Origin of the sequence: Sunxiuqinia rutila (assembly GCF_050589705.1) — a bacterium.
GTDB lineage: Bacteria > Bacteroidota > Bacteroidia > Bacteroidales > Prolixibacteraceae > Sunxiuqinia > Sunxiuqinia rutila.
The window spans coordinates 15,447-38,298 of record NZ_JBNGOT010000022.1 but is presented as its reverse complement, the minus strand read 5'-3'; the positions used below and the strand labels follow the sequence as shown (position 1 = coordinate 38,298).

The window sequence follows — 22,852 nt, the reverse complement described above, 5'->3', positions numbered from 1 at the left end:
CCCTTGGAGTAAAACTACCGCCAACTGCCACATGCGAACATTCTTCCGTGTGGCAGTTGTTGTATATAAAACTAATCCTCGTCGGCAAAAAGCACCTCTTCAATAACACGTGGGTAATGTTCATGCTCCAGTTCACTCACCTTTTGGGCAACATCATCAGCCGTGTCACCGGGCGCCAAATCACAGGTGGTCTGAAAAATAATAGCGCCTTCATCGTAACGATCGTTCACATAATGAATAGAAATCCCCGACACCTTATCCTTATTCTTGACCACCGCTTCATGAACAAATTTCCCATACATGCCTTTTCCGCCATATTTGGGTAACAAAGCCGGGTGTATATTAATAACCGGAAACTCTTCCGTAAGGTATTTTGGCACCAGCCAAAGAAATCCGGCAAGCACAATGAGGTCAATTTTACGTTCACTCAGCTCTTCCAACACATCGATGCTCTGATAAAACTCGTCACGAGAAAAAGTAAAAGTTTCAACTCCAAGTCGTTCCGCACGAATTAAGGCATAGGAATTCTCATTATTCGACCACAAAGAATCGACCAAAACGTGTCGGCTATTCTCAAAATACTCGATAATTTTCTGAGCATTAGTACCTGATCCTGAGGCGAAAATGGCAATCTTCTTCATCTTTTTTTCTATTCTGATTTATTTTTGAATACTGGACCCGAATGTTCAAATATAATTTAGATAATCAACAACTTACAGCTCAAAACAGCTATTTATTTCGATTTTTCTTTGATATATTTTGGGTAAATTTATTACTTTGCACCGGATTTTTTAAAAACAAAATTGAATATTAACTTAAAATTAGAACTATGTCTGACATTGCAGGTAAAGTTAAAGCAATTATTGTCGACAAATTAGGCGTTGACGAAAGTGAAGTGACTAACGAAGCTTCATTTACAAATGACTTAGGTGCAGATTCGCTTGATACTGTTGAGTTGATCATGGAATTCGAAAAAGAATTCGACTTAGCTATTCCAGACGATCAAGCAGAGAAGATTTCGACAGTAGGAGAAGCTGTTTCGCACATCGAGGCAAACGTAAAGTAATAAATTTGAATTAAACATTTATGGAATTTAAACGGGTAGTTATTACCGGACTTGGAACCGTGAACCCGCTTGGTAATTCTGTTGAGGAGTTTTGGGAAGGGCTAAAAAACGGAGTAAGCGGAGCTGGTCGAATTACCAAATTCGACGTTGATCTGCAAAAAACTCAGTTTGCATGCGAAGTCAAAGACTTTGACCCTACAGTTTATGTAGAGAAAAAGGAAGTGCGCAAGCACGATCTTTACACTTTGTATGCCTATGCTGCGGCACAACAAGCAATGGAAGATTCAGGTCTTGACCTGGAAACCATCGATAAAGATCGTGCCGGAGTCATTTGGGGAGCAGGAATCGGAGGACTTCAAACATTCTTTGAAGAATCCCGGGCCTACAATATTGAACGCCCCAAGTTTAACCCGTACTTTATTCCGAAAATGATTGCCAATATTGCCGGGGGTATGCTCTCCATCCGTTACGGATTCAGAGGACCAAACTTCACGACAGTTTCTGCTTGTGCCTCGGCCTCTCATGCCATAATTGAAGCCTTCAATTACATCCGCATGGGCAAAGCCAACCTGTTCATCACAGGGGGATCAGAAGCAGCAATTAACGAAGCCGGACTAAGTGGTTTCAATTCCATGCGTGCACTTTCGACCAGAAATGACGATCCCAAAACAGCATCCCGCCCATTCGACAAAGACCGTGATGGTTTTGTGATGGGTGAAGGTTCAGGCGCCCTTATTCTTGAGGAGTATGAACACGCTGTAAAACGTGGAGCTAAAATTTATGGCGAAGTTGCCGGTGGAGGAATGTCTGCTGACGCTTACCACATGACTGCCCCTGATCCTGACGGCAAAGGCGCTACTCTAGTCATGAAATGGGCTATGGAAGATGCCGGCATAAAACCGGAAGACGTTGACTATATCAATGTTCACGGGACCTCTACTCCGCTAGGAGATATTGCAGAGCCAAAAGCAATTCAAAAATGTTTTGGCGAGCATGCTTATAATTTAAGCATCAGTTCCACCAAATCGATGACCGGACACTTGCTGGGAGCAGCGGGTGCTATTGAAGGCATTGCCTCCATTCTGGCCATCAAAGATGGAATTATCCCTCCAACAATCAATCATTTTACTGATGATCCTGAGATTGACAGTAAATTGGATTTCACCTTTGGAAAAGCCAAAGAGCGTAATGTAAATTATGCCCTAAGCAATACCTTTGGTTTTGGAGGACACAATGCGACTGTTATTTTTAAGAAATACTGAATAAGTGATTAGAAATATCGCACAAAAAATAAAACTCTTTTCTTCACCGAGAAAAGAGTTTTATTTATTTTTAAGAGCACTATTTAACAGTACTCCAAACAACCTCAAGCTTTACGAAACGGCGCTTACCCATCGGTCAGCTTCTAAAACGGATTCGCAAGGAAATTGGGTTAATAATGAACGTCTGGAATACTTGGGCGACGCCATCTTAGGAGCAGTAATCGCGGAATTTTTGTATAACCGTTTCCCCAACATGGATGAGGGGTTTTTAACCCAAATGCGCTCCAAATTGGTCAACCGCAGCTTCCTGACCGAATTAACCTTTCAAATCGGGCTGAACTACTACATCCAGTCCAACACCAACAACACCAAAGAAAACAGCCACATCTACGGCGATGCGCTGGAAGCCATTATTGGTGCCTTGTACCTCGACAAAGGCTACCAGGTAACCCGGCAATTCATCATCCGTAAACTGCTTCTGCAGCAAGTTAATCTGGAAAAGGTTCAACACACCAACACCAATTACAAAAGCCAGTTAATTGAGTGGAGCCAGAAAAACAAAAAAGATGTAAACTTTGAAACGGTAGAAAAAACAAGCGCAACGAACCGTCAACCACTTTTCCAGTCAACCATTTCCATCGAAAATCAGGTTGTGGGAAAAGGACAAGGCAGTTCCAAGAAAGAATCGCAGCAAAACGCATCGAAAGAAGCCCTTGCCAAGCTGGACACCCTAAATACCTAAGGGAGATTTATCCTTCCAAAACAAGACGAACAAAATAAGCGTTCCTTTCGATAGAGCACAAAAAAAGCGGAGCTGCTCGACTCCGCTTCAAAAACTAAAACCTAAATTCCATTTCTAAAAAAAATGCTGTTTGTCTCTTGTTCTGTAAAGTATTCTTCTACATTTGCTTGTTACAAATATAGAGACTAGAAGCGTTTAAGGGTGCAAACGAATGTTAAAGCCTGTTAAGACTTTAGTCGCCAAAACCGCTTGGGAATCCCTTTGTTGCCAGCAATGTTAAATATTGTTAAGCAGCGAATTGCCCTATATTTTAAAGTTTATCTTTGTACCTATGAGTAGAAGAGTTATCATTTTTTTAATTGTGATCATGGCCACTGTAATGACGAGCCTGATCCTGGTTCAAACCAATTCAATTAAAAAGGCTTTTCAGATAAAGGAGGAACAATTTGATCAGACGGTAAACCGTTCGATCCGACAGGTTGTGCGTAGTTTGGAATTAGAAGAAGCCGCTCAGCTTATTGCCCAAACCAACCGACAAAACTACAGTGGTTCAATCTTCCCGCGCGGCAATCAAACAAACAATATATTTCCGGGAGGAACGGCCGACCCTGCCCAAGCCCGACAAGGTCAGGTAAATATCTCATTCCGCTACTCAAAACAAAAAGGAAACAGCAACTACAAGGAAGAGCTTTCGATTACCTATAACGACACCAATTCCATTTTCAACAACGAGCGTGGAATGCCTGGTGATTTTCCTTCGGCCTTTGACGAAATTCATGATTACGACATTTATTTTGCGCAAGAGTATGAACGGCGGATGAACGAAAAAGCCAATATGTACCGCTTGCTCCAAAACGAAGTTATGTTCTCACAGCTCCCGATTAAGGAGCGTATCAATCAGAAATTACTGGAACACGAAATTCAACGTGAATTTGAAAATTCGAACATCGACCTGGAATACAAATATGCCGTTTACACCTTCCCTCCGGGGAAAGAACAGCGGCGGGTAATGGGAAACGCGGAATTTGATTTGCAAAATAAAGTCACTTACCGCACCAATCTTTTTGCCAACGACCGTGACCCCAAAGCCAATTACCTGTTTATCCACTTTCCTAAACGACAAAGCTATCTGCTTAAAGAAGCCGGCTTGATGGTTATTCCAACAGCCATTTTAACGGCCATGCTGATCGGTATTTTTGTGTACACCATTCTGATCATTTTGAAACAGAAAAAACTATCGAGCATAAAAAATGACTTTATCAACAACATGACTCACGAGTTGAAAACCCCCATTTCAACCATTTCCCTGGCTAGCCAAATGCTTCACGACAATAGCGTTAGCAACACGCCACGAACCATTGAGCATGTTTCCAATGTGATTTTGCAGGAAAGTAAGCGTTTAAGTTTTCAGGTTGAGAAAGTCCTTCAAATGGCGGTTTTCAATGAAGGCCGCTTAAAACTTAAATTCAAAGAAGTTCATTTAAATGAATTGATTAACAATGTAATCCTTAACTTTGAATTACGGGTTAAAAGCAAAAACGGCACACTTACCTCAATCATCATGGCTGACAACGACCTGATTAAAGGAGACGAAGTGCACATTACCAACGTCATTTTTAACCTGTTGGACAATGCCATGAAGTACAGCAAGGACACCCCGGCAATTGACGTAAAAACAGAGAACAAAAAAGATTTTGTGGTCGTTTCAATTAAAGACAATGGCATAGGAATTGCCAAAGAGCATCAAGATCAGATTTTCGAACGTTTTTACCGGGTTCCGACAGGAAACGTGCACGATGTAAAAGGCTTTGGACTGGGACTTAGTTACGTGAAGAAAATCATAGACTCTCATCAGGGAAAAATTAAAGTTGAGAGTGCCTTAAATAAAGGAACAAAATTTATGATCTATTTTCCACTAAATATGAAAGTAAATGGAAACAAAAGCAAAACTTTTATTGGCCGAAGACGATGAGAACCTGGGCCTCTTATTAAAAGAATATTTGATAGCCAAAGGATACGACACTGACCTTTTCGGCGATGGCGAAGTCGCTTACGAGGGCTTCAAGAAAAATCAATACAGCCTGTGCATCCTCGACATTATGATGCCTAAAAAAGATGGGATGACTCTGGCTAAGGACATCCGGATGATCAATTCCGACGTGCCTATTATTTTTCTGACGGCTAAAAACCTGAAAGAGGATGTATTGGAAGGCTTCAAAATGGGAGCTGATGACTACATCACCAAACCATTCAGCATGGAAGAGTTAATCTTTCGGATTGAAGCAATCCTGCGCCGCACCAGCGACAGCAAAGGGGCCGAGCAATCGACTTACCAACTGGGGAAATACACTTTCGACCACCGCAAGCAAACCCTGGTAACCGATGGCGAAACCGTGAAACTGACAACCAAAGAGTCGGAACTCTTACGTCTGCTGTGCAACAATGCCAATGATGTGCTGGAACGCAACTTTGCATTGAAAACCATCTGGATTGATGACAACTATTTCAATGCCCGAAGCATGGATGTGTACATCACCAAATTGCGCAAACATCTAAAAGATGAGCCCACCGTTGAAATTATCAATGTGCACGGGAAAGGCTATAAACTGATTATGTAAGTGAAAGACGCACACAATACCAAAAATCCCGCCCAATAACCAGGGTGGGATTTTTTATGCACTATTGTCGGCACATTTCCTGAAAATTAATACCGACTTTTAAAATCGCATCGCACAGAAAAACGCCTTCCAAACAGTTATTCGAACAAGCCTTCATCCAAATCAAGCTTGGAGAGTTGAAGTACAAACTGGCTATACTGCTCCACCAGGTATTCGAAAAACTCCCGCCCTTTCTCTGCACTTGCCAAATAAGGAGACCCAATGCCGGTATCCTTACTAACCTGGCTCCATTTCCGCTCAGCCCATACCCAACCTTCATTAAACGCCTCCAGCCGGAATGACTTGCTTTCGCCCTTTCCTGCCTCACTCAAAGGCAAAACCAAGTCCGGGCGCAAATACATCATCAAACTGGTTTCCGACTCATCAGCATGATCGCCCGGAGCCTCAAAAAAACGATCTCTGTCGGAAAGTTTGAACCACGAACTGGTACAAATCAACATCCCTGGGAAACGGACATTCACCTCCCTGATAATTTGCTTAAAATCATTTCCTCCATGTCCATTCATGATTAAAAGCTTACGAATTCCCTGCCGGCTCAAACTTTCTGCCACATCTCCCAATATTTTCGTTTGGGTTGACGGATAAAAGTTAATGGTCAGTTTGAGGTCTTGCTGTCCGGTATTCACGCCAAAAGGAATAGCGGGTAATACGATCGCCTTTGCACCTTGTTCATTGGCCTTTTGCACGGCAGCCCCTGAAATAGCTTCTACCTGGTAATTGTCGGTAGCATAGGGCAAATGGTAGTTGTGAGCTTCAGTGGCTCCCCACGGAAGGATGACCAACTCAATATCCTGGTCTTTGATCGTCTTCCAATTATTTTCTGCTAAATAGGCTGATGTCATGATCGTTCAATTTTAAGATGCTTGAAATTAAACACTAAATTCTGTTTCTCAAATTCTTATTCTAAATAAGCCAGTCCGCTAAACCCTTTTCAACAGCAGCTGTTTAATGGTTCTAAATTGACTGTTCATGAAACAACTCGCATATATTTTAGCCCTTTCAGGCCTGCTAGGTTGCCAATCCACTCCTGAAAAGAAAAAAGAGCAACATGCCGAAGACAGTGATTCCACCCTCAGTTGCTGTTCCAACTTACCCGATCGGTTTGCCGTTGCAGGCCAACCTGCAATTAGCGAAACCACTGCAGCAAAGGCAAAGTTGGAAGGAATGGTCTATATCCCGGGAGGGAGTTTCACCATGGGAGGCGATTCTATTTGGGGCCGTCCCGATGAATTTCCTCACCACGAAGTGACAATCTCCCCCTTTTACATGGATGAACACGAAGTAACCAACAAGCAATTTCAGGCGTTTGTTGTTGCTACCGGCTATGTAACCACGGCCGAACGAAAACCCGACTGGGAAGAGCTGAAAAAACAAGTTCCTCCGGGAAGCCCTAAGCCGCCAGAGGAAATGCTGGTTGCCGCATCGCTGGTTTTCAAACCCACCGATGGTCCTGTTTCGTTGAACAACCCGACAATTTGGTGGAGCTGGGTATCAGGAGCTGACTGGCGTCATCCGGAAGGGCCCGGCAGCTCGCTTGAAGGCAGGGAAAACTACCCGGTGGTGCACGTATCATGGGAAGATGCAGCGGCCTATGCCCAATGGGCAGGCAAACGACTCCCCACCGAGGCTGAGTGGGAATACGCTGCCCGCGGAGGACATCAGGCCATCATCTACCCCTGGGGCAACGAACGAATTCATGAGGGGCAGGTGAAAGCCAATTCCTGGGATGGAAAGTTCCCTTACGAAAATCTGGCCAAGGACGGTTTTGAGCGAGCTGCCCCAGTGAAACAATTCGCCCCGAATGGATATGGTTTGTACGATATGGCAGGCAATGTCTGGGAATGGTGCGCCGACTGGTATCGAAGCGATTATTACCAAACCTGCTTAACGGAAGGGATCACCCACAATCCACCAGGACCCGACCAGCCCTTTGATCCGGATGAGCCTTATGCTCAAAAGAAAGTTACCCGAGGTGGCTCTTTTTTGTGCAACGACCAATACTGCTCCGGATTTCGGGTGGCAGCACGTATGAAAACAAGCTGGGACACCAGCCTCAACCATACGGGGTTTCGCTGTGTCGTTTCTGCCAAATAAGGTCCAAAGCATGAAGCGGGACACCCGCAAACTTTTGCATTTCACCCTCAAGATTCTCTTTTGTTTTTGTAGTTTTAGGACTTTTATTGCGAATGATGAAGTTGAAAAATCTAAATCTGATTCATGATGATATCATTAGCTTAGAACAGCAATACCATTCGTAGTTTTTCTTCGATTCCGGCGCAAATGAATGGAAGGGCATTCCTTTTCATCGATTCATTTCAACCATCGAAGAACAAAAGCATTAACGGATTAAAACAGACAAAATGAATTTAGAATCTCCCCTTGATATCGATTTACTGGATGAGAAATTTAGCCTAGAAGGCGAACTAGGGTTTATAGAAATGGAAGGTGAACTGCCATTCATCAGCGTGTCCAACAAATATGCACAGGCAGACATTTGCCTTTATGGCGCCCATGTGATGAGTTTTACTCCGCACAACACCTTTGAGTTACTATGGATGAGTCCGTCTAGTTTTTCGGAAGAAGGCAAGGCTATTCGGGGTGGAATTCCGGTTTGTTTTCCGTGGTTTGGCCCGCACAATTCAGACCCGCAACTGCCTCAGCACGGCTTTGGACGCCTGATGTATTGGGAGGTTATTGAAACCCGGGCAGAGGCCAATGGCGAAACCTTAATTCGCTTTCAGTTAAACGCCTCGGAAGCCACCAAAGCCTATTGGCCGCACGATTTTTCGGCCGAACTGGTCATTACCGTTGGCGCCGCGCTAAAACTGATCCTGAACGTCACCAACACCTCAACCGAAGCCTTTGAGTACAGCTGCGCCCTGCATTCGTATTTTAACCTGTCAGGCATTGAGAATATTCACATCGAAGGCTTGCAGGGAACGACCTATTACAACCAGCTCACCAAGGCAAATGCCATTCAGGAAGAGGCGAACCTGACCATTTCCGAACCGGTCACACGCCACTACCTGGACACCCAAACTCCCGTGATAATTGCAGACCCTGTTTTTCGCCGAAGGATTCAGGTTCAAAAAGCAGGAAGCCAGGTAACCACCGTTTGGAATCCGGGACAAGAAGCTTGCCTGAATATGCAAGACATGCCGGATGATGGCTACGAAACCTTTGTTTGCGTGGAAGCCACCAACGCCTTTAAACACAGCATCACCCTGGCTCCGGGCGAATCGCACCAAACAGCCACCATCATTGGACTGGAAGTATAAAACCGGCATTTTTCGCCATCGTAATTGTTAACCGAATTTAGCTTCAAAATGAATATATTTGCCGAAAAAGATATTGCTCAAGAATATGACGCCTACTATGGAACTGCTTTAGGAAAGCAGATTGACCTTCAGGAAAAACAACTGATTGAAGATTTAATCCAGCCCATTGCCCCCGGAAACCTTTTGGAAATTGGCTGCGGCACCGGACACTGGACCGCTTTTTTCAGTCAACATGGTTTTAACATTATAGCCACCGATGTGTCGGAGGCGATGCTTGAGCAAGCCAGAAAAAAAGACCTGCCCAACACACAAATTCAAATGGCTAGTGTTTTACAGCTGCCCTTCCCCGATAATCATTTTGATCAGGTTGCAGTCGTTACGGCCCTGGAGTTTTGCGGAGATATCCCACGGGCTTTTGCCGAAATCAGGCGAGTTCTCAAACCCGGCGGATGGCTTATTGCCGGCTGCCTGAATGCCGACTCGGTCCTTGGCAAAAACAAAGCGCAGGACCCGGTTTTTAAACACGGTCATTTTATGAATGAAACCGAACTGCTTGAACACTTGTCTTCCTTTGGAAAACCAGTTATCAAAACCGGCGTTCATCTTTCACCTGAATTTAAACTCGTCAGCGAAACCACCGATCAAGAAGCCATCCCAGGTGTTTTCATGGCAGCCACCGTTCAAAAAGCAAGCTGATGTACATTACTGTCGAAATAAGTTATTACCCGCTTACCGAAAAGTACGATCAACCGGTTTTTCAACTCCTGGAGATACTCAACAGTCAGCCAGAAATAGTGGTTGAACCGGGCACCATGAGCACCTTGATTCGCGGAGAATATGATGAGGTTATGTCGATTCTCAACACCGGCATGAAAGAATTAATGCGTAGTTATCCTTCAGTCTTTAATTTGAAAATTGCCAATGCGTGCGAGCTAAAAAGTTAACCAGTGGTTTTTACAAATTTCCAATGCTGTCCGCAGTCAAAGCAGGTGTAACTTCTTTTCATAAACGGAAATAATAAGCCGGAAATAAAATAAACAATAATCATCAACACGCCTGGCTTTCGGTTAAGGCTTATGTTTTCCGACTGACAAAACGGACAATGTTCCTGATCCACATGATCTGACATTGACAAACGAACAACTTTAGACGATCCGGACACCGAGGGTGCATAAGCACCCTTTTTCAATACTTCCAGCCCTTCAGCATAGTCCGACTCCCTGACCTGAAGTTTTATTCCTCCAATAGCATTCGAATAAAAGTTGTGGACCTGAACGGTCATTTCATCAACCAGCACGCAGTCAATTCCTTCTGATTTCAGAAAACTTTCCGCAAGGTGTGCTTCATGTGGATAAGTAAAAGCCATCAGGGTTTTCCAAGCATCGTCAAAAGGCTGTTCCATTGGCATATCGTTTATTGTGAATTTGACAAACAATCCATTTCTTCGAAAGCAGGCGAAAATGCATGGTCTTCCCAAGCTTGTTTCGCTTCTTCAATCCGTTTGGGGTCAGAATGAACAAAATTCCGATGCATCGCACGCTCTTCTACTAAAGGCTCACCTCCAAATAGATAGACAACCGATTGCTCCTCCATTTCAAAGGAACACAAATGACTTCCCTGCGGAACAAAAAACTGATTGGGCATGTAAGTATGCCCTTCATGTTGAATATGCCCTTTCCGCAGATACAAGGCTTTTTCGCCCAACAGTTCGGCCCCAAAAGTTAACGAAACACGATGCGTACTTTTCAGCTCCATAAAAAATAGACCGCTGTGAACCGGCACCGGTGATTTCTGCCCAAGAGCTTCGCCAGCAATCAATTTAATCTGAACCCCTTGCTGTTCCCATTCCGGAAGCTCGCTGGCTTCAACATGAACAAATGAAGGTTCAAGCTCTTCCTGCTGTTTAGGCAATGCCACCCAAACCTGCAGCCCATGCAATGGCTTACGCATTTGTCGCAGATAATTAGGTGTCCGCTCCGAATGAACCATGCCCTTGCCGGCAGTCATCCAACCAACAGCTCCGGGCTGAAGTTCCACTTCCGTCCCCAGACTATCCTGATGGAGAATAGTCCCTTCAAACAAATACGTCATTGCCGAAAGTCCGATGTGCGGGTGTGGCGCAATATCCAGGGTTTCTCCGGATTCCAAAACCGTGGGCCCCACAGGATCGACAAAAACAAAAGGTCCTACGGTTGTTTTTTGCTGAAAAGGCAACCATCGCCCCACCAGGAAATCGCCAATTGCAGTTGCTTGTTCTTTTTCTATTAATTCAATCGTTGACATTATTATTTGAAGTAGAGGGTATTTGGTTTTTACTAATTGAATGATTAGCGATAAACAATCAAGGCATCGTGCCCAATGGAAGCCTCCATTCGGGCTTGTTCCCCACCGATGGAAGTACTCGCTTTTACTTCGTTATTTTCCACCTTATAGCTTTTAAAGTATGTACCGGGTTCATCCTGTTCATTCGTATTATCTTGAAATTCAAGGTAGACATCCGAAGCCGATAAAATCCGAAGAAAACTTCGGGACTCCAGAATTGCTCCAGGTTCCCGGAGACGTATTTGTATGCCTTTGTCAAAGCTCAACGTCATTGTTTTGGAAAAATTGTCATAACCAACAGCATTAATTTTTACAGGGTATTCGTAGGGGGCACCAAACCAATCACCAAAGATTCGAATTGTTCCTCCTTTAAATACGTTCAGTCCCTGGTCCCATAAATCGACCAATTCCTGCGGGCTTCTCTGTTTCGTTTGGCTATCGGCAGTTGGCTCCAAATTATCCAAATCAGGAGAAGCATTGACAACAGTCAGGAAATCAATTATTCCGTTCCGTTGAACTTTCACGTAAATGGAATATCCAGCCCAACAGGCAGCACTTACAAGCAACAAACTAAGCACAATCCCCAGCATATTAGGCCATTCATTGTACAGAAAGAAGCTAATCACTGCAGCTATTACCAGAGGGAAAAGGGCCACGATAAACCCACTCAGCCTGTTGATTGTCTTTTTCATACCTGTTCTTTTTAGTCTGGTTTTGATTTTATTCTCCAACTACGATTGGGATACTAAATAAACATGTTTTCCAACTGTCAGTCGTATTTCTCCATCCACTTTTTCAAGGAGTAAGCTAAGAATTATCTTTCCCTGAACTTCAATGACAACATCACTTTTTAAACTCAGTCCAAAAGTGCTGTTCCCCATCTTCTTTTCCGCTTTCCACTTCCAGTTTCCTGAAATATCACTTTTAGCCCCCCTGTCATAAACCACCACGGTAGCTGTCGAATCCGAATTTAGCTTAAAACTAGTTACTAACCTTCCTGTTGAATCCTGCTTTTGGATCGCTGAATCATCCTTCTCCTTTTCAGCCAGTTGCCAGGAACCTACCACATGGTCTCGCTTGATGGAGTCAGTACTTGTAGGCGAAGAACACGAGGCCATAACAAGAATTGAAAAAACAAGGGCAGCTGTCTTGAAATATTTCATAGCTCGGCTGTTTAGATTTTAGGAGTCAGCAAACAAGAATTTAGTCCTTTTGCCAGAATCAACTCTTGTTAAATTTAGCAATAATATTTCACATGATAACAAACAACCCCGCTATTTTTTTTGAATCAACACAAAAACACGACTAACAACGTCAATTTAAAACAATCCTCGAGGAGTGAACCAAAGGGCATCACAGCCCTTTAAACAAAGTGCATCTTTCTTAAAAAAGCCAACAAAAAAAGTAGCTATACTCAATACACATAATAAAGTATAACCTATTTAGAAATAAAAAAGGAGCTGACTTTCATTTCCCGACGCCAATTATAAGCTAGCGATTGTCTACACGCTCCGGGTTTAAATCATGACGCTGCATCCGAAACCACGCCAGTTCCTCATACTTGGTACCCGGCTGCCCATAGTTGGCATACGGATCGATGCTGATGCCCCCACGAGGTAAAAACTTCCCCCACACTTCAATGTATTTGGGATTCATCAACCCAATCAGGTCTTTCATAATGATATTGATACAATCTTCATGAAAGTCGCCACGATTGCGAAAACTAAATAAATACAACTTCAGCGACTTGCTTTCAACCATTTTTTTACCCGGCACATAACTGATGTAAATGGTGGCAAAATCGGGCTGACCAGTAATCGGGCATAAGCTTGTAAATTCCGGGGCATTAAATTTCACCCAGTAATCATTGTCCGGATGCTTGTTATCAAAAGCTTCCAACACTTCAGGGCTGTAATCAAACGAATAATTGGTTTCGTTGCCCAATTGTTTTAACTCATTCATAAACCAGTAATTTGTAATTAAACTATAAGGAAATCGTCTTCAGCTAGCGGTCTTGTGGAGAAAGCCCCACAAGTAGCGCAGCTCTTTTACCGTCTTTTTAAGTAGGCCTCCAAACCATTTTGGCGCAAGCGACAAGCCGGACACTGTCCACAACCCGCTCCAACCAGTCCGTTGTAGCATGTGAGCGTTTCGTACCGAACCAAATCGAATACCCCCAAGTCATCAGCCAACTGCCAAATTTCTTCTTTGGTTTTCCACATCAAAGGCGTATGAATTTCATACGGGTAATCCATAGACAGGTTCAGGGTTTGATTCAAGGACCGGATAAACTCATCCCGACAATCCGGATAGCCACTGTAGTCAGCCTGCCCAACTCCAGTTACCAGGTGATGAATCTCTTTGGATTTGGCAAATATGGCAGCATAAGTCAGAAACAAGAGATTACGCCCTTCAACCAAGGTATTGGGAGGACGGTCAGCTGGTTTATCCGTTTCCACCGCCAAGGCAGGATCCGTTAACGCATTGCTGGTCAATTGCGACAATAGATCAAGCTGAAAGACATGCAAAGGAATGCCAGCTCGCTCAGCAATCGAAGTGGCCAGTTCCAACTCTAACCGGTGCTTTTGGCCGTAATCAAATGAAATGGCTTCAACACTGTCGAATTGAGATTTGGCCCAGTACAGACAAGTCGTTGAATCCTGCCCGCCTGAAAACACAACCAATACCTTTTTCATCAGATTTCTTTTAAGCGAAATGGATTGTAGGAAATGTTTTCATCAAAGGTATCTACCCCTTCAATGGATTTTACCTTTTGCACCACTTGAAAAGTCAGGGGCAAAACCAGGATTTCATAGGCTGTTTTCAGCAAGGCCTGTGTCAGAATCATCCCCAGAATAACGGGTATTGGGAAGATACCGGCAAAAGCAATCGTAATAAAAATCAGCGAGTCAGCTCCCTCTCCCGCCAAGGTTGATACAATGGCTCGCAACGAGAAATTCTTTCCCTGAGTCATCAGTTTGAACTTACTCATTACATAGGCATTCAAAAAAGAACCAACGACATAGGCCATTAAACTGGCAAAAACAATACGAATGGAACTTCCCAGAATGGACTGAAAAGCGGCCTGATCTTCATAGAATGGAGCCGACGGCATGCTAATGGCCAGCATAAAAAAGAAAGCGGCCAAAACGTTAACACCAAAGCCAGCCCAGATAATCAACCGTGCTTTCGCATAGCCCCACACTTCTGCAATCACATCATTGATGATGTAAGCCAATGGAAAAATCAACACACCCGCTGGTGCCGACCAAGGCCCAATGAGAATAATTTTTGACGCTAAAATGTTTGAGATTAACAGACAGGCAGCAAACAATACTCCTGCCAACAGGAATAAGACAGATACTTTGTTCTTCATGATTTCTTGTTTTTTACGTGGTTACCAAGCACACGATGTTCATACTTCCGCAAAGATAATTGTTTTTCCTGAGATGCAATCCGCCATTTTAAAATCGATCTATCAAGATCTGAGGCAACTAGCAAATAAATGTTAACAGCTCCTACCCTATTCAATTTTTATTAATTTTGATAAAATGTTACCTTTTCACTAAAAGATGTTACTATGAGTGTTTCCCGATTTGGAGTTTCCCTGGAAAAAGACCTGCTGGATGCGTTGGACCAATACGTTAAGGAAAATCATTTCTCCAACCGTTCGCAGGCCATCCGCCAGTTAATCAGCCGGAACATTGCTGAACAAAAATGGCAATGCAACAACTTGGTAGCAGGCTCAGTGACTTTGGTCTATGATCCCAGTCGCCGGGAAATTCTCGCTCAACTTGCCGATGTTATGGCTCAATACCATGAAGAAATTTTGTCGACCCAGCGGTTAATCTTAAGTCCGGCAAAACACATGGAAATTTTAGCCATCAAAGGAGTTGCCAAACGACTGACCGAACTGGCCGACAAATTAATCACAATAAAAGGCATACAACACGGCAAGCTCTCAATGAGCCGGGCTGACTAGGCATTTTATCCAGCCTTGTCATTCGGTTAAAATTTCTGTCAACCCAATGAAAATCAGAAAACATGAACAATCCAGACCCCCAACTTCAAAATAAACTCAACCTGCTGGAAAAATGGTATTCCGAGCGAAAAGGCTCCATTGTTGCTTTTTCCGGAGGAATCGATTCAACGCTGGTTCTTTTTCTTGCCCGGAAATTTCAGGGGAAGGACAATGCCATTGGTGTAATCTCCAACTCCGAGAGTTTGAAAACAAAGGACTTTGAGCTGGCTCAATCGTTCTGCCAGGACTTTGACATCCACCTGGAGATCATCAAAACAGAGGAGCTCAGCGACCTGCGCTACAATCAAAACCCGGAAAATCGCTGCTATTTTTGTAAAGAGCACCTGTTTCACGACTTGCAGACCATCCAGCAGAAATACCCCACTTTTGATGTTTTAAGCGGAACCAATCAGGACGATCTGGGCGACTACCGGCCCGGCTTGCAAGCTGCAGCCAAGTACCAGGTATTGTCTCCTATGACTGACTGCCAGATCAGCAAAGAAGAGCTGCGCCAGATAGCCCGGTATTTTGAGTTGCCCAACTGGGACAAACCCGCCAGCCCGTGCCTGAGTTCACGCATCCCTTACAACCACCAAATTACCCGTGAAAAACTGCAGCAGGTTGAAGCAGCCGAAAACTACCTCAACGAAATGGGATTCCGGGATGTGCGCGTTCGACACTATGGAGACTATGCCAAAGTAGAAGTTCAGCCCTCCGAAATACAAAAGCTGTTAATCCTTGAAAAGGAAGTGGTTGAAAAGATTGCAGCATTTGGCTTTCAGAAAGTTCAAATAGACAAAGAAGGCTTGGTGTCCGGGAAATTGAACCGGGCTTTGAAAGGAATTAATTACACGAAATAACCAGCTATGAAAATTCTATATTACGATTGTTTTGCAGGAATAAGTGGCGATATGAATTTAGGCGCCTTGCTTGACCTGGGTGTTGACGCCAACTACCTGAAAACAGAATTGGAAAAACTCAATATTGAAGGTTTTCACCTCGAAATAAAACAAGACCAGCGACGGGGCATAACCGGCACCAAAGCCGATGTGATTATTGAAAACCCGGATAATGAAAAGCACCGTCATCTGAGACACGTGGAAGAAATTGTCAACAACAGTTCGCTGCCACAACAAGTCAAAACCAATGCATTAAAGATTTTTGATCTGGTAGCCGAAGCTGAAGCCAAAGTTCACAACATCTCAAAAGAGAAAGTCCATTTCCATGAGGTAGGGGCGCTCGACTCCATTGCCGATATTGTCGGGGCTGCTATTTGTCTTGATTACCTGAAGGTGGATAAGGTGATGGCCTCTCCCATTCAACTGGGTGCCGGAACCGTTAAGTGTGCCCATGGCATTATGCCCGTGCCCGCTCCTGCTACGGCTGAAATTGTAAAAAACGTTCCCGTCAAAACCGGCCTCGTAAACCACGAAGCCACCACGCCCACCGGTGCAGCTATTCTGGTTGCCACGGTCGATCAGTTTACCGGGCACATCAATCTGCCCATTACAAAAACAGCTTACGGCATTGGCAATCGCGACAGCGAAGTTCCCAATGTTTTGCGCGTGTACTTGCTCGAAGATGTTCAGTCCCTGCATGATGTTAGCACCGAGGAAGCCCTCGTGCTGGAAAGCAACATTGACGATATGAATCCTGAGCATTATGATTTTTTGCTGGATCAACTTTTTGATGCCGGCGCCAACGATGCCTGGCTCACGCCCATCATCATGAAAAAGTCACGCCCGGCCGTTCAGGTTTCCGTATTATGCCCGCTGGAACAGGCCTTCAATCTTAAAAATGTGATTTTCAAACACAGCACCTCGTTGGGCATACGCGAATACCGCGTAAGCAAAAACAAACTGCGTCGCGAAGAAACAACGGTCGCAACCTCTTATGGCCCTGTTCGGGTGAAAAACAGTTATTTTGACGGACAACGGGTTCGTTCAAAAGCGGAATTTGAAGACTGTAAAAAGCTGGCTTTAAAACATAAGGTCAGCCTTTCAGAAATTGAAAAAGAAATTCGTAAGCAACTGGAATCATGAGTCCCAAAGAACTGCTGGAGAAATATAAAAAAGGAGAGATCAGCCTGACAGAAGCTCTGGAACATTTTCCCGACCGCGGAATTGAAGAAATGGGTTTTGCCACCATCGACACCGACCGGTTGAGCAGAACCGGTCTGCCGGAAGTAATTTATGCCTCAGGCAAAACCGTGGAGCAGGTGAGTCTGATTGCCGAACGCATGTACCAAAAAGGAATTGATGTACTTGCCACACGCGCCACTCCAGCAATGTTTGAAAGCGTGAAACAGCGAATTCCGGGGGCTCAATACAACGAGCTGGCCAAAACCATTACTTACAAACAGAGCCAAACACCTGCAACAAAAGGCTATATTGCGATTGTTGCAGCCGGAACTTCCGACATTCCTGTGGCCGAAGAAGCCGTTGAAACAGCCCTTTTTCTGGGTAACCGCGTTGAAAAAATCTACGACGTGGGAGTGGCAGGCATCCATCGCCTGTTTCATCGCCTGGAATTGATCCGCAATGCGCGTGTGATTATCGTCGTGGCCGGCATGGAAGGCGCTTTGGCCAGTGTGGTTGGCGGATTGGTAGACAAACCGGTGATCGGTGTGCCCACCAGCATTGGCTATGGAGCCAATTTTGAAGGGCTGTCCGCTTTACTATCCATGCTCAACAGCTGTGCCAGTGGCGTTAGCGTGGTCAACATCGACAATGGCTTTGGCGCAGGCTGCCAAGCTTCACTAATCAATAAACTCTAAAGCAAACAAATAAAATGAACGAACTGTATTTACTATCTCTTTCAGCCGCCTCGCTAGGTTTTATTCATACCATTTTAGGTCCTGACCACTACCTGCCTTTCATTGTATTGAGTAAAGCCAGACAATGGTCGAGCAACAAAACAATGTGGATTACCTTTGTTTCCGGCGTAGGGCACGTTGCCAGCTCCGTCCTGATTGGTTGCCTTGGAATTGCCTTGGGAATCAGCCTCAACAAGCTCGAATCAATTGAAGCGATCCGCGGCGAAATGGTCGGTTGGCTGTTACTGGCCTTTGGACTGGGTTACTCCATCTACGGAATTTACAAATACCTGAAAAGTGTGCCTCACAGCCATCTACCAGCCTTTCTGGTTCCTAAAAAAGTAAGCGAATGGCAACATCTTTCTGCTGAAGAAAAAGAAGATAACACCAAGTTAACGCCATGGCTCCTGTTTCTCATTTTTGTTTTTGGTCCCTGCGAAGTGTTAATTCCCATGCTTATTTTCCCGGCCTATGCCCACAGCACCGTCGGCATGGTTACCGTATCCCTGATCTTTGGAATAGCCACCATTGGCACCATGCTATTAACCGTTTACCTCGGTCACAAAGGCAGCGCGATGGTTCGTTTTAAAAAGCATGAACGCTACCTGCATTTGCTGGCCGGCATGGTTATCCTGATAAGCGGAGTTGGCATTGTCTTTATGGGGTGGTAATAAGAGCCATACCTCCAAAGGATAAAGAACCATATTTAATCTCCGGAATAGTACATTGAGGTACGAGCTCAAGATGCTGTATTCTGGGGATTAACTTTTTACTCCAGAACCCCACTCCTTTAAACTCCAAAAAAAATACTACTTTTGTGTGGAACAGATCCGGACAAGCACCTTTCTCAAAAGGCAAGATTCTTATTCCTGATAGTTAGAAACACATTCCATTTTTTATATGAGATTTGACGATTTTGATTTACATGATGACATTCTAGATGCCGTTTTCGATATGGGCTTCGAAGAAGCCACTGCCATTCAGGAAAGCACCATACCGATTATTCTTGAAGGGCACGATTTAATTGCCTGTGCACAAACAGGAACCGGAAAAACTGCCGCATTCATTCTTCCTATTCTGGATAAAATAGCCAGCTACCCGGAAGGAAAAACCCGCGCTTTGGTTATTGCTCCTACACGCGAATTAGCCATTCAAATTGAACAGCAAGTGCAAGGCTTTGCCTATTATTTGGGCATCACCTCCATTGCCATGTATGGCGGTGGCGATGGCAGCGAGTGGGAACTTCAGCGTCAGGCGCTGAACAAAGGGGTTGATCTGATAGTCGCTACTCCGGGGAAATTAATTTCTTTTCTTGACAACGGAATTGCCCAACTGGACAGTGTTGAGTTTGTGGTGCTGGACGAAGCCGACCGTATGCTGGACATTGGCTTTTACGATGACATCATCAAAATTTTCAGCAACCTGCCGGAAAAACGACAGACCCTAATGTATAGCGCCACCATGCCACCCAAAATCCGCACGCTGGCGTCTAAAATTTTAACCGATCCCAAAGAGTTCAGCACAGCCATCAGCAAACCGGCCGAAGGCGTATTGCAAGCAGCTTATTTGTGCTTCGAAAATCAAAAAACGCCGCTGATTGAATCGCTGATTGAAGGCAAGGATGACTGCCAAAGCATCATCATTTTCAGCTCAACTAAGAAAAAAGTGTCGACGATTGCGCGTGCTCTTAAAAAGAAAGGGTTTATTGCAGAAGGCATCTCCTCGGATTTGGAGCAAAAAGAACGGGAAGATGTATTGATGCGTTTCAAAGCCCGTCAGATACGTATTTTAGTGGCAACAGATGTATTAAGCCGGGGCATTGACATTAAAGATATCAACCTGGTGGTTAACTACGATGTGCCAGGTGATGCCGAAGACTATGTGCACCGCATTGGACGTACGGCCCGTGCCAACACCACCGGAATTGCCCTGACCCTGATTAATGAGGACGACATGTACAAGTTTCAACAGATTGAATCGCTGATTGAAACCGAAGTCTTTAAAGCGCCACTTCCTCCACACCTGGGTGATGGTCCTGCTTGGAAAGTTAGCTCCAAAGGAAAGGGCAAAGGGAAATACGGCAAAAAGAAAAATTTTCGGGGAAAATCAGGAAAACGCAACTAAGTTCCAACCCCATTTAAAATAAAAGAACCCTCTGGAGTCAAAGCGCTCACAGAGGGTTTTTAGTTTATTCCGATCCGGAATCCCAAACAATCGGTTGGGGCTATACCACCTCAATCCCTTGTTTCTTCAGTAATTCCAGACCAACTTCTTTCAGTTTGTATTTTTGTATTTTTCCGCTGGCAGTCATCGGGTATTCTTTAACAAAGAAGATGTACTTTGGAATTTTAAACCGGGCAATTTTTCCACGGCAGTACTCCTTAATGTCTTCTTGTTCTAGGGTCATTCCTTCTTTCAGTTTGATGAATGCCCCCACTTGCTCTCCATATTTGGGACTGGGAATTCCGGCAACTTCTACCGATTCAATCTCCGGCATTTGGTACAGGAAGTTTTCAATTTCACGGGGATAGATGTTTTCACCGCCACGGATAATCATGTCTTTAATTCGTCCGGTGATCCGGTAAAACCCATCGGTAGTTTTCACGGCCAGGTCCCCCGAATGCAGCCATCCGTCTTCATCAATGGCATTTCGGGTAGCTTCCTCATTTTTGTAGTAGCCTTTCATGATGTTATAGCCACGACAGCAAATCTCTCCCTGCTCGCCTTCTTCGCACTCTTCTCCCGTTTCCGGATTGACAATCTTCACTTCTACATTCGGAAATTCAAAACCAACCGTTGTGGCACGTACTTCTGCCGAGTTGTGGCTGCGTGTTGCCGTCATTCCCGGTGAAGTTTCGGTTAAACCATACACACTGATGATGTCTTTACAGTGCATTTTGGTCATCACTTCCTTCATGGTCTCAATCGGACACAAAGCGCCCGCCATAATTCCGGTACGCAGCGAACTCAGATCAAACATGTTAAACATGGGGTGATTAAGCTCGGCGATAAACATGGTAGGCACGCCATGAAGCGCCGTACAACGCTCTTTCTCCACCGAGGCAAGCACCATCAACGGATCAAAATTTTCAGTAACAACCATGGTTGCACCATGACTAACAATCGCACAAACCGCTAAAACACAACCGAAGCAGTGGAAGAAAGGTACACATACCAACAAACGATCGTCGGCGGTAAATTTCATGCATTCGCCAGCCGAATAGCCGCTGTTCAGAATATTGTGATGCGACAACATGACCCCTTTGGGAAAACCAGTTGTCCCTGATGTATATTGCATGTTAACCACATCATGTGGATTCACCTTCAGCTTAGCTTCTTCCAACTCCAGGTCATCCAGATGCTCACCAAGCAAAATCAGTTCGGCGGTATTAAACATGCCCCGGTGCTTTTCCGGCCCAATGAAAATAACATTGCGAAGTTCCGGAAACTTCTCTGATTTGAGATGACAGCGGAGATGCGTTTTCAGCTCCGGCACCAACTCAAATATCATGTTGACATAGTCGCTGTCGCGCCAACCATCCACCAGGCACAGGGTATGAATATCTGCATTCTTCAGCAAATACTCCAGCTCGGCCAGCTTGTAGTTGGTGTTAATAGTCACCAGAACTGCTCCGATCTTTGCCGTTGCAAACATAAAAGTTAACCAATCCGGAACATTATTGGCCCAGATGCCCACTTTATCGCCAACGCCAACCCCGTTGAACATTAACCCTTTGGCCAGTTTATCTACCCGTTCGTTAAATTCGTGGTAAGTAAAACGCAGGTCGCGATCAGGATACACGATGAATTCCTGATCGGGAGTTTCGTAAGCATACTTCTCTAAAATTCCGCCTAGCGTGTAGTCGAGTAATTGCATTTTTCTTTCTTTTATAAATCGAAGCGTGTTTTAGTAAGGAGCATACACTACCGCCAATATTTTGGCTGGCTGTTTGTTTCCTGCATGCACATTGTGCGATACAATGGAGTCCAGGTAAATGCTGTCACCGGTTCCCAGTTGATACAGTTCTTTACCATAATTTATCTCGATTTGTCCTTCCAAAACATAGATAAACTCTTCTCCTTCATGCGATGATAGCATGTAATCCGATTGCTCTCCGGGTTCTATTTCTACGATAAATGGTTCCATGTTACGTCCTACTTTGTCAAATGCCAGCGACAGAAAATTCAGGTGTTCACGCGAGCCATTTTGCTGCGAGGTAAACCGAACGCCTTTTTCATGCTCGTTGGCACGCACAATTGCCGGCCCCAGGTTACTGCTGTCATCCAGGAAAGTTCCAAGACGAACACCCAAGGCCCGGGCTATTTTTATGAGGGGTGCCAGAGAAGGCAACACCTCACCTTTTTCTATTTTTTGAAGCTGATCAATACTGATATTCGTTTTTTCGGCCATGATTTCCAGGCTTACTTCTTTCATCTCACGAATTTGCTTTACTTTCTTTCCAAGATCATGTTTTTTTGCCATGCTGGTCCACTTTAAGTCTGGTCACAAATTTAATTTTATTTTTAAGCCAGACAAACCTGAACTTCCAAGAAACCGCTTATTTATCGCCATTTACATGACATTTAGAAACAATATAAATTTCAATCCGACTTGTGAAAAAATCCAGATTTTTACTAAAGAATTCATATCGAAGTGAATTAAAAATC

At 44.4% G+C, this 22,852-nt stretch carries 26 protein-coding genes; 15 read left to right on the top strand and 11 right to left on the bottom strand.

The genetic code is table 11. From position 1 onward, the window contains the following. Positions 1-71: 71 nt before the first annotated feature. Positions 72-641, bottom strand: a complete 570-nt coding sequence (gene purN, locus ACRD6K_RS19125; RefSeq protein ID WP_299581529.1) for a phosphoribosylglycinamide formyltransferase — start codon at positions 639-641, stop codon at positions 72-74. A gap of 188 nt (positions 642-829) precedes the next feature. Here purN and ACRD6K_RS19120 point away from each other — a divergent pair, with 188 nt between their 5' ends. The 5 genes from ACRD6K_RS19120 to rprY all read left to right on the top strand — a co-directional run bounded on the left by ACRD6K_RS19120 (position 830) and on the right by rprY (position 5,688). Beyond that, positions 830-1,066 (top strand): acyl carrier protein, encoded by a 237-nt coding sequence (locus ACRD6K_RS19120; RefSeq protein ID WP_159521093.1) that lies wholly within the window; start codon positions 830-832, stop codon positions 1,064-1,066. A 20-nt stretch (positions 1,067-1,086) separates the two neighbouring features. Then, positions 1,087-2,328 (top strand): beta-ketoacyl-ACP synthase II, encoded by a 1,242-nt coding sequence (gene fabF / locus ACRD6K_RS19115; RefSeq protein ID WP_299581575.1) that lies wholly within the window; start codon positions 1,087-1,089, stop codon positions 2,326-2,328. A 4-nt stretch (positions 2,329-2,332) separates the two neighbouring features. Then, complete coding sequence (rnc, locus tag ACRD6K_RS19110; RefSeq protein WP_299581606.1) at positions 2,333-3,070, top strand: ribonuclease III; 738 nt, start codon at positions 2,333-2,335, stop codon at positions 3,068-3,070. 331 nt (positions 3,071-3,401) lie between these two features. Beyond that, positions 3,402-5,042 carry a sensor histidine kinase gene (locus ACRD6K_RS19105; RefSeq protein WP_430974549.1) on the top strand — a complete coding sequence of 547 codons (1,641 nt, stop codon included), beginning with the start codon at positions 3,402-3,404 and terminating at the stop codon, positions 5,040-5,042. Next, positions 5,002-5,688: a response regulator transcription factor RprY gene (gene rprY, locus ACRD6K_RS19100; RefSeq protein ID WP_299581612.1), complete on the top strand. Its 687-nt coding sequence runs from the start codon at positions 5,002-5,004 to the stop codon at positions 5,686-5,688. The genes ACRD6K_RS19105 and rprY overlap by 41 nt, the downstream gene beginning before the upstream one ends. Positions 5,689-5,825: 137 nt before the next feature. On the opposite strand, the gene ACRD6K_RS19095 is transcribed toward rprY, so the two are convergent. Then, positions 5,826-6,590 (bottom strand): creatininase family protein, encoded by a 765-nt coding sequence (locus ACRD6K_RS19095; RefSeq protein WP_430974548.1) that lies wholly within the window; start codon positions 6,588-6,590, stop codon positions 5,826-5,828. Between the two features lie 127 nt (positions 6,591-6,717). On the opposite strand from ACRD6K_RS19095, the gene ACRD6K_RS19090 reads away from it, so the two are divergent. The 4 genes from ACRD6K_RS19090 to ACRD6K_RS19075 all read left to right on the top strand — a co-directional run bounded on the left by ACRD6K_RS19090 (position 6,718) and on the right by ACRD6K_RS19075 (position 9,970). Then, entirely contained in the window at positions 6,718-7,842 is a 1,125-nt protein-coding gene (locus tag ACRD6K_RS19090) for a formylglycine-generating enzyme family protein (protein ID WP_430974547.1), read from the top strand. 266 nt (positions 7,843-8,108) lie between these two features. Next, positions 8,109-9,026, top strand: a complete 918-nt coding sequence (locus tag ACRD6K_RS19085; RefSeq protein WP_430974546.1) for a D-hexose-6-phosphate mutarotase — start codon at positions 8,109-8,111, stop codon at positions 9,024-9,026. A 48-nt stretch (positions 9,027-9,074) separates the two neighbouring features. Next, positions 9,075-9,722, top strand: a complete 648-nt coding sequence (locus ACRD6K_RS19080; RefSeq protein WP_430974545.1) for a class I SAM-dependent methyltransferase — start codon at positions 9,075-9,077, stop codon at positions 9,720-9,722. Continuing rightward, the gene (locus ACRD6K_RS19075; RefSeq protein WP_299581627.1) at positions 9,722-9,970 is read left to right on the top strand and encodes a hypothetical protein; all 249 of its coding nucleotides are present in this window, start codon (positions 9,722-9,724) and stop codon (positions 9,968-9,970) included. The genes ACRD6K_RS19080 and ACRD6K_RS19075 overlap by 1 nt, the downstream gene beginning before the upstream one ends. Here ACRD6K_RS19075 and ACRD6K_RS19070 read toward each other — a convergent pair. From ACRD6K_RS19070 to ACRD6K_RS19040, 7 genes are all read right to left on the bottom strand, one after another. Beyond that, positions 9,967-10,428 (bottom strand): putative signal transducing protein, encoded by a 462-nt coding sequence (locus tag ACRD6K_RS19070; RefSeq protein WP_430974544.1) that lies wholly within the window; start codon positions 10,426-10,428, stop codon positions 9,967-9,969. The two genes, ACRD6K_RS19075 and ACRD6K_RS19070, sit on opposite strands and share 4 nt — an antisense overlap. A gap of 11 nt (positions 10,429-10,439) precedes the next feature. Then, a complete protein-coding gene (locus tag ACRD6K_RS19065; protein WP_430974543.1) occupies positions 10,440-11,309 on the bottom strand; it encodes a pirin family protein in 870 nt (289 codons plus the stop codon). Positions 11,310-11,353: 44 nt separating this feature from the next. Further along, positions 11,354-12,040 carry a hypothetical protein gene (locus ACRD6K_RS19060; protein ID WP_299581639.1) on the bottom strand — a complete coding sequence of 229 codons (687 nt, stop codon included), beginning with the start codon at positions 12,038-12,040 and terminating at the stop codon, positions 11,354-11,356. Positions 12,041-12,079: 39 nt separating this feature from the next. Further along, positions 12,080-12,511, bottom strand: a complete 432-nt coding sequence (locus tag ACRD6K_RS19055; protein WP_430974542.1) for a hypothetical protein — start codon at positions 12,509-12,511, stop codon at positions 12,080-12,082. Between the two features lie 328 nt (positions 12,512-12,839). After that, positions 12,840-13,310 (bottom strand): preQ(1) synthase, encoded by a 471-nt coding sequence (queF, locus tag ACRD6K_RS19050; RefSeq protein WP_430974541.1) that lies wholly within the window; start codon positions 13,308-13,310, stop codon positions 12,840-12,842. Positions 13,311-13,396: 86 nt separating this feature from the next. Continuing rightward, positions 13,397-14,044, bottom strand: a complete 648-nt coding sequence (gene queC, locus ACRD6K_RS19045; protein WP_430974540.1) for a 7-cyano-7-deazaguanine synthase QueC — start codon at positions 14,042-14,044, stop codon at positions 13,397-13,399. After that, the gene (locus tag ACRD6K_RS19040; RefSeq protein ID WP_299582542.1) at positions 14,044-14,724 is read right to left on the bottom strand and encodes a queuosine precursor transporter; all 681 of its coding nucleotides are present in this window, start codon (positions 14,722-14,724) and stop codon (positions 14,044-14,046) included. The genes queC and ACRD6K_RS19040 overlap by 1 nt, the downstream gene beginning before the upstream one ends. A gap of 204 nt (positions 14,725-14,928) precedes the next feature. Here ACRD6K_RS19040 and nikR point away from each other — a divergent pair, with 204 nt between their 5' ends. The 6 genes from nikR (at position 14,929) to ACRD6K_RS19010 (ending at position 20,308) form a co-directional block, all read left to right on the top strand. Next, positions 14,929-15,330 carry a nickel-responsive transcriptional regulator NikR gene (gene nikR / locus ACRD6K_RS19035; RefSeq protein ID WP_430974539.1) on the top strand — a complete coding sequence of 134 codons (402 nt, stop codon included), beginning with the start codon at positions 14,929-14,931 and terminating at the stop codon, positions 15,328-15,330. A gap of 62 nt (positions 15,331-15,392) precedes the next feature. Beyond that, the gene (larE, locus tag ACRD6K_RS19030; protein ID WP_430974538.1) at positions 15,393-16,229 is read left to right on the top strand and encodes an ATP-dependent sacrificial sulfur transferase LarE; all 837 of its coding nucleotides are present in this window, start codon (positions 15,393-15,395) and stop codon (positions 16,227-16,229) included. Positions 16,230-16,235: 6 nt separating this feature from the next. Continuing rightward, entirely contained in the window at positions 16,236-17,411 is a 1,176-nt protein-coding gene (larC, locus tag ACRD6K_RS19025; protein ID WP_430974537.1) for a nickel pincer cofactor biosynthesis protein LarC, read from the top strand. Beyond that, entirely contained in the window at positions 17,408-18,145 is a 738-nt protein-coding gene (larB, locus tag ACRD6K_RS19020; protein WP_430974536.1) for a nickel pincer cofactor biosynthesis protein LarB, read from the top strand. The genes larC and larB overlap by 4 nt, the downstream gene beginning before the upstream one ends. Before the next feature lie 14 nt (positions 18,146-18,159). Next, a complete protein-coding gene (locus ACRD6K_RS19015) occupies positions 18,160-18,855 on the top strand; it encodes an urease accessory protein UreH domain-containing protein (protein ID WP_430974535.1) in 696 nt (231 codons plus the stop codon). Positions 18,856-19,084: 229 nt separating this feature from the next. After that, on the top strand, positions 19,085-20,308 hold the full coding sequence (locus ACRD6K_RS19010; RefSeq protein WP_430974534.1) for a DEAD/DEAH box helicase: 1,224 nt from the start codon (positions 19,085-19,087) through the stop codon (positions 20,306-20,308). Between the two features lie 100 nt (positions 20,309-20,408). Here ACRD6K_RS19010 and ACRD6K_RS19005 read toward each other — a convergent pair whose 3' ends face one another. Both ACRD6K_RS19005 and ACRD6K_RS19000 read right to left on the bottom strand, forming a co-directional pair. Next, entirely contained in the window at positions 20,409-22,061 is a 1,653-nt protein-coding gene (locus ACRD6K_RS19005) for an AMP-binding protein (RefSeq protein WP_430974533.1), read from the bottom strand. Between the two features lie 30 nt (positions 22,062-22,091). After that, positions 22,092-22,667 (bottom strand): helix-turn-helix domain-containing protein, encoded by a 576-nt coding sequence (locus ACRD6K_RS19000; protein WP_299582566.1) that lies wholly within the window; start codon positions 22,665-22,667, stop codon positions 22,092-22,094. Positions 22,668-22,852: the final 185 nt, after the last annotated feature.

Bases quoted from the DNA above. Each gene is read 5' to 3' on its own strand.
- purN (WP_299581529.1), bottom strand. From the start codon at position 641: ATGAAGAAGATTGCCATTTTCGCCTCAGGATCAGGTACTAATGCTCAG.
- ACRD6K_RS19120 (WP_159521093.1), top strand. From the start codon at position 830: ATGTCTGACATTGCAGGTAAAGTTAAAGCAATTATTGTCGACAAATTA.
- fabF (WP_299581575.1), top strand. From the start codon at position 1,087: ATGGAATTTAAACGGGTAGTTATTACCGGACTTGGAACCGTGAACCCG.
- ACRD6K_RS19105 (WP_430974549.1), top strand. From the start codon at position 3,402: ATGAGTAGAAGAGTTATCATTTTTTTAATTGTGATCATGGCCACTGTA.
- rprY (WP_299581612.1), top strand. From the start codon at position 5,002: ATGGAAACAAAAGCAAAACTTTTATTGGCCGAAGACGATGAGAACCTG.
- ACRD6K_RS19095 (WP_430974548.1), bottom strand. From the start codon at position 6,590: ATGACATCAGCCTATTTAGCAGAAAATAATTGGAAGACGATCAAAGAC.
- ACRD6K_RS19090 (WP_430974547.1), top strand. From the start codon at position 6,718: ATGAAACAACTCGCATATATTTTAGCCCTTTCAGGCCTGCTAGGTTGC.
- ACRD6K_RS19085 (WP_430974546.1), top strand. From the start codon at position 8,109: ATGAATTTAGAATCTCCCCTTGATATCGATTTACTGGATGAGAAATTT.
- ACRD6K_RS19080 (WP_430974545.1), top strand. From the start codon at position 9,075: ATGAATATATTTGCCGAAAAAGATATTGCTCAAGAATATGACGCCTAC.
- ACRD6K_RS19075 (WP_299581627.1), top strand. From the start codon at position 9,722: ATGTACATTACTGTCGAAATAAGTTATTACCCGCTTACCGAAAAGTAC.
- ACRD6K_RS19070 (WP_430974544.1), bottom strand. From the start codon at position 10,428: ATGGAACAGCCTTTTGACGATGCTTGGAAAACCCTGATGGCTTTTACT.
- ACRD6K_RS19065 (WP_430974543.1), bottom strand. From the start codon at position 11,309: ATGTCAACGATTGAATTAATAGAAAAAGAACAAGCAACTGCAATTGGC.
- ACRD6K_RS19060 (WP_299581639.1), bottom strand. From the start codon at position 12,040: ATGAAAAAGACAATCAACAGGCTGAGTGGGTTTATCGTGGCCCTTTTC.
- ACRD6K_RS19055 (WP_430974542.1), bottom strand. From the start codon at position 12,511: ATGAAATATTTCAAGACAGCTGCCCTTGTTTTTTCAATTCTTGTTATG.
- queF (WP_430974541.1), bottom strand. From the start codon at position 13,310: ATGAATGAGTTAAAACAATTGGGCAACGAAACCAATTATTCGTTTGAT.
- queC (WP_430974540.1), bottom strand. From the start codon at position 14,044: ATGAAAAAGGTATTGGTTGTGTTTTCAGGCGGGCAGGATTCAACGACT.
- ACRD6K_RS19040 (WP_299582542.1), bottom strand. From the start codon at position 14,724: ATGAAGAACAAAGTATCTGTCTTATTCCTGTTGGCAGGAGTATTGTTT.
- nikR (WP_430974539.1), top strand. From the start codon at position 14,929: ATGAGTGTTTCCCGATTTGGAGTTTCCCTGGAAAAAGACCTGCTGGAT.
- larE (WP_430974538.1), top strand. From the start codon at position 15,393: ATGAACAATCCAGACCCCCAACTTCAAAATAAACTCAACCTGCTGGAA.
- larC (WP_430974537.1), top strand. From the start codon at position 16,236: ATGAAAATTCTATATTACGATTGTTTTGCAGGAATAAGTGGCGATATG.
- larB (WP_430974536.1), top strand. From the start codon at position 17,408: ATGAGTCCCAAAGAACTGCTGGAGAAATATAAAAAAGGAGAGATCAGC.
- ACRD6K_RS19015 (WP_430974535.1), top strand. From the start codon at position 18,160: ATGAACGAACTGTATTTACTATCTCTTTCAGCCGCCTCGCTAGGTTTT.
- ACRD6K_RS19010 (WP_430974534.1), top strand. From the start codon at position 19,085: ATGAGATTTGACGATTTTGATTTACATGATGACATTCTAGATGCCGTT.
- ACRD6K_RS19005 (WP_430974533.1), bottom strand. From the start codon at position 22,061: ATGCAATTACTCGACTACACGCTAGGCGGAATTTTAGAGAAGTATGCT.
- ACRD6K_RS19000 (WP_299582566.1), bottom strand. From the start codon at position 22,667: ATGGCAAAAAAACATGATCTTGGAAAGAAAGTAAAGCAAATTCGTGAG.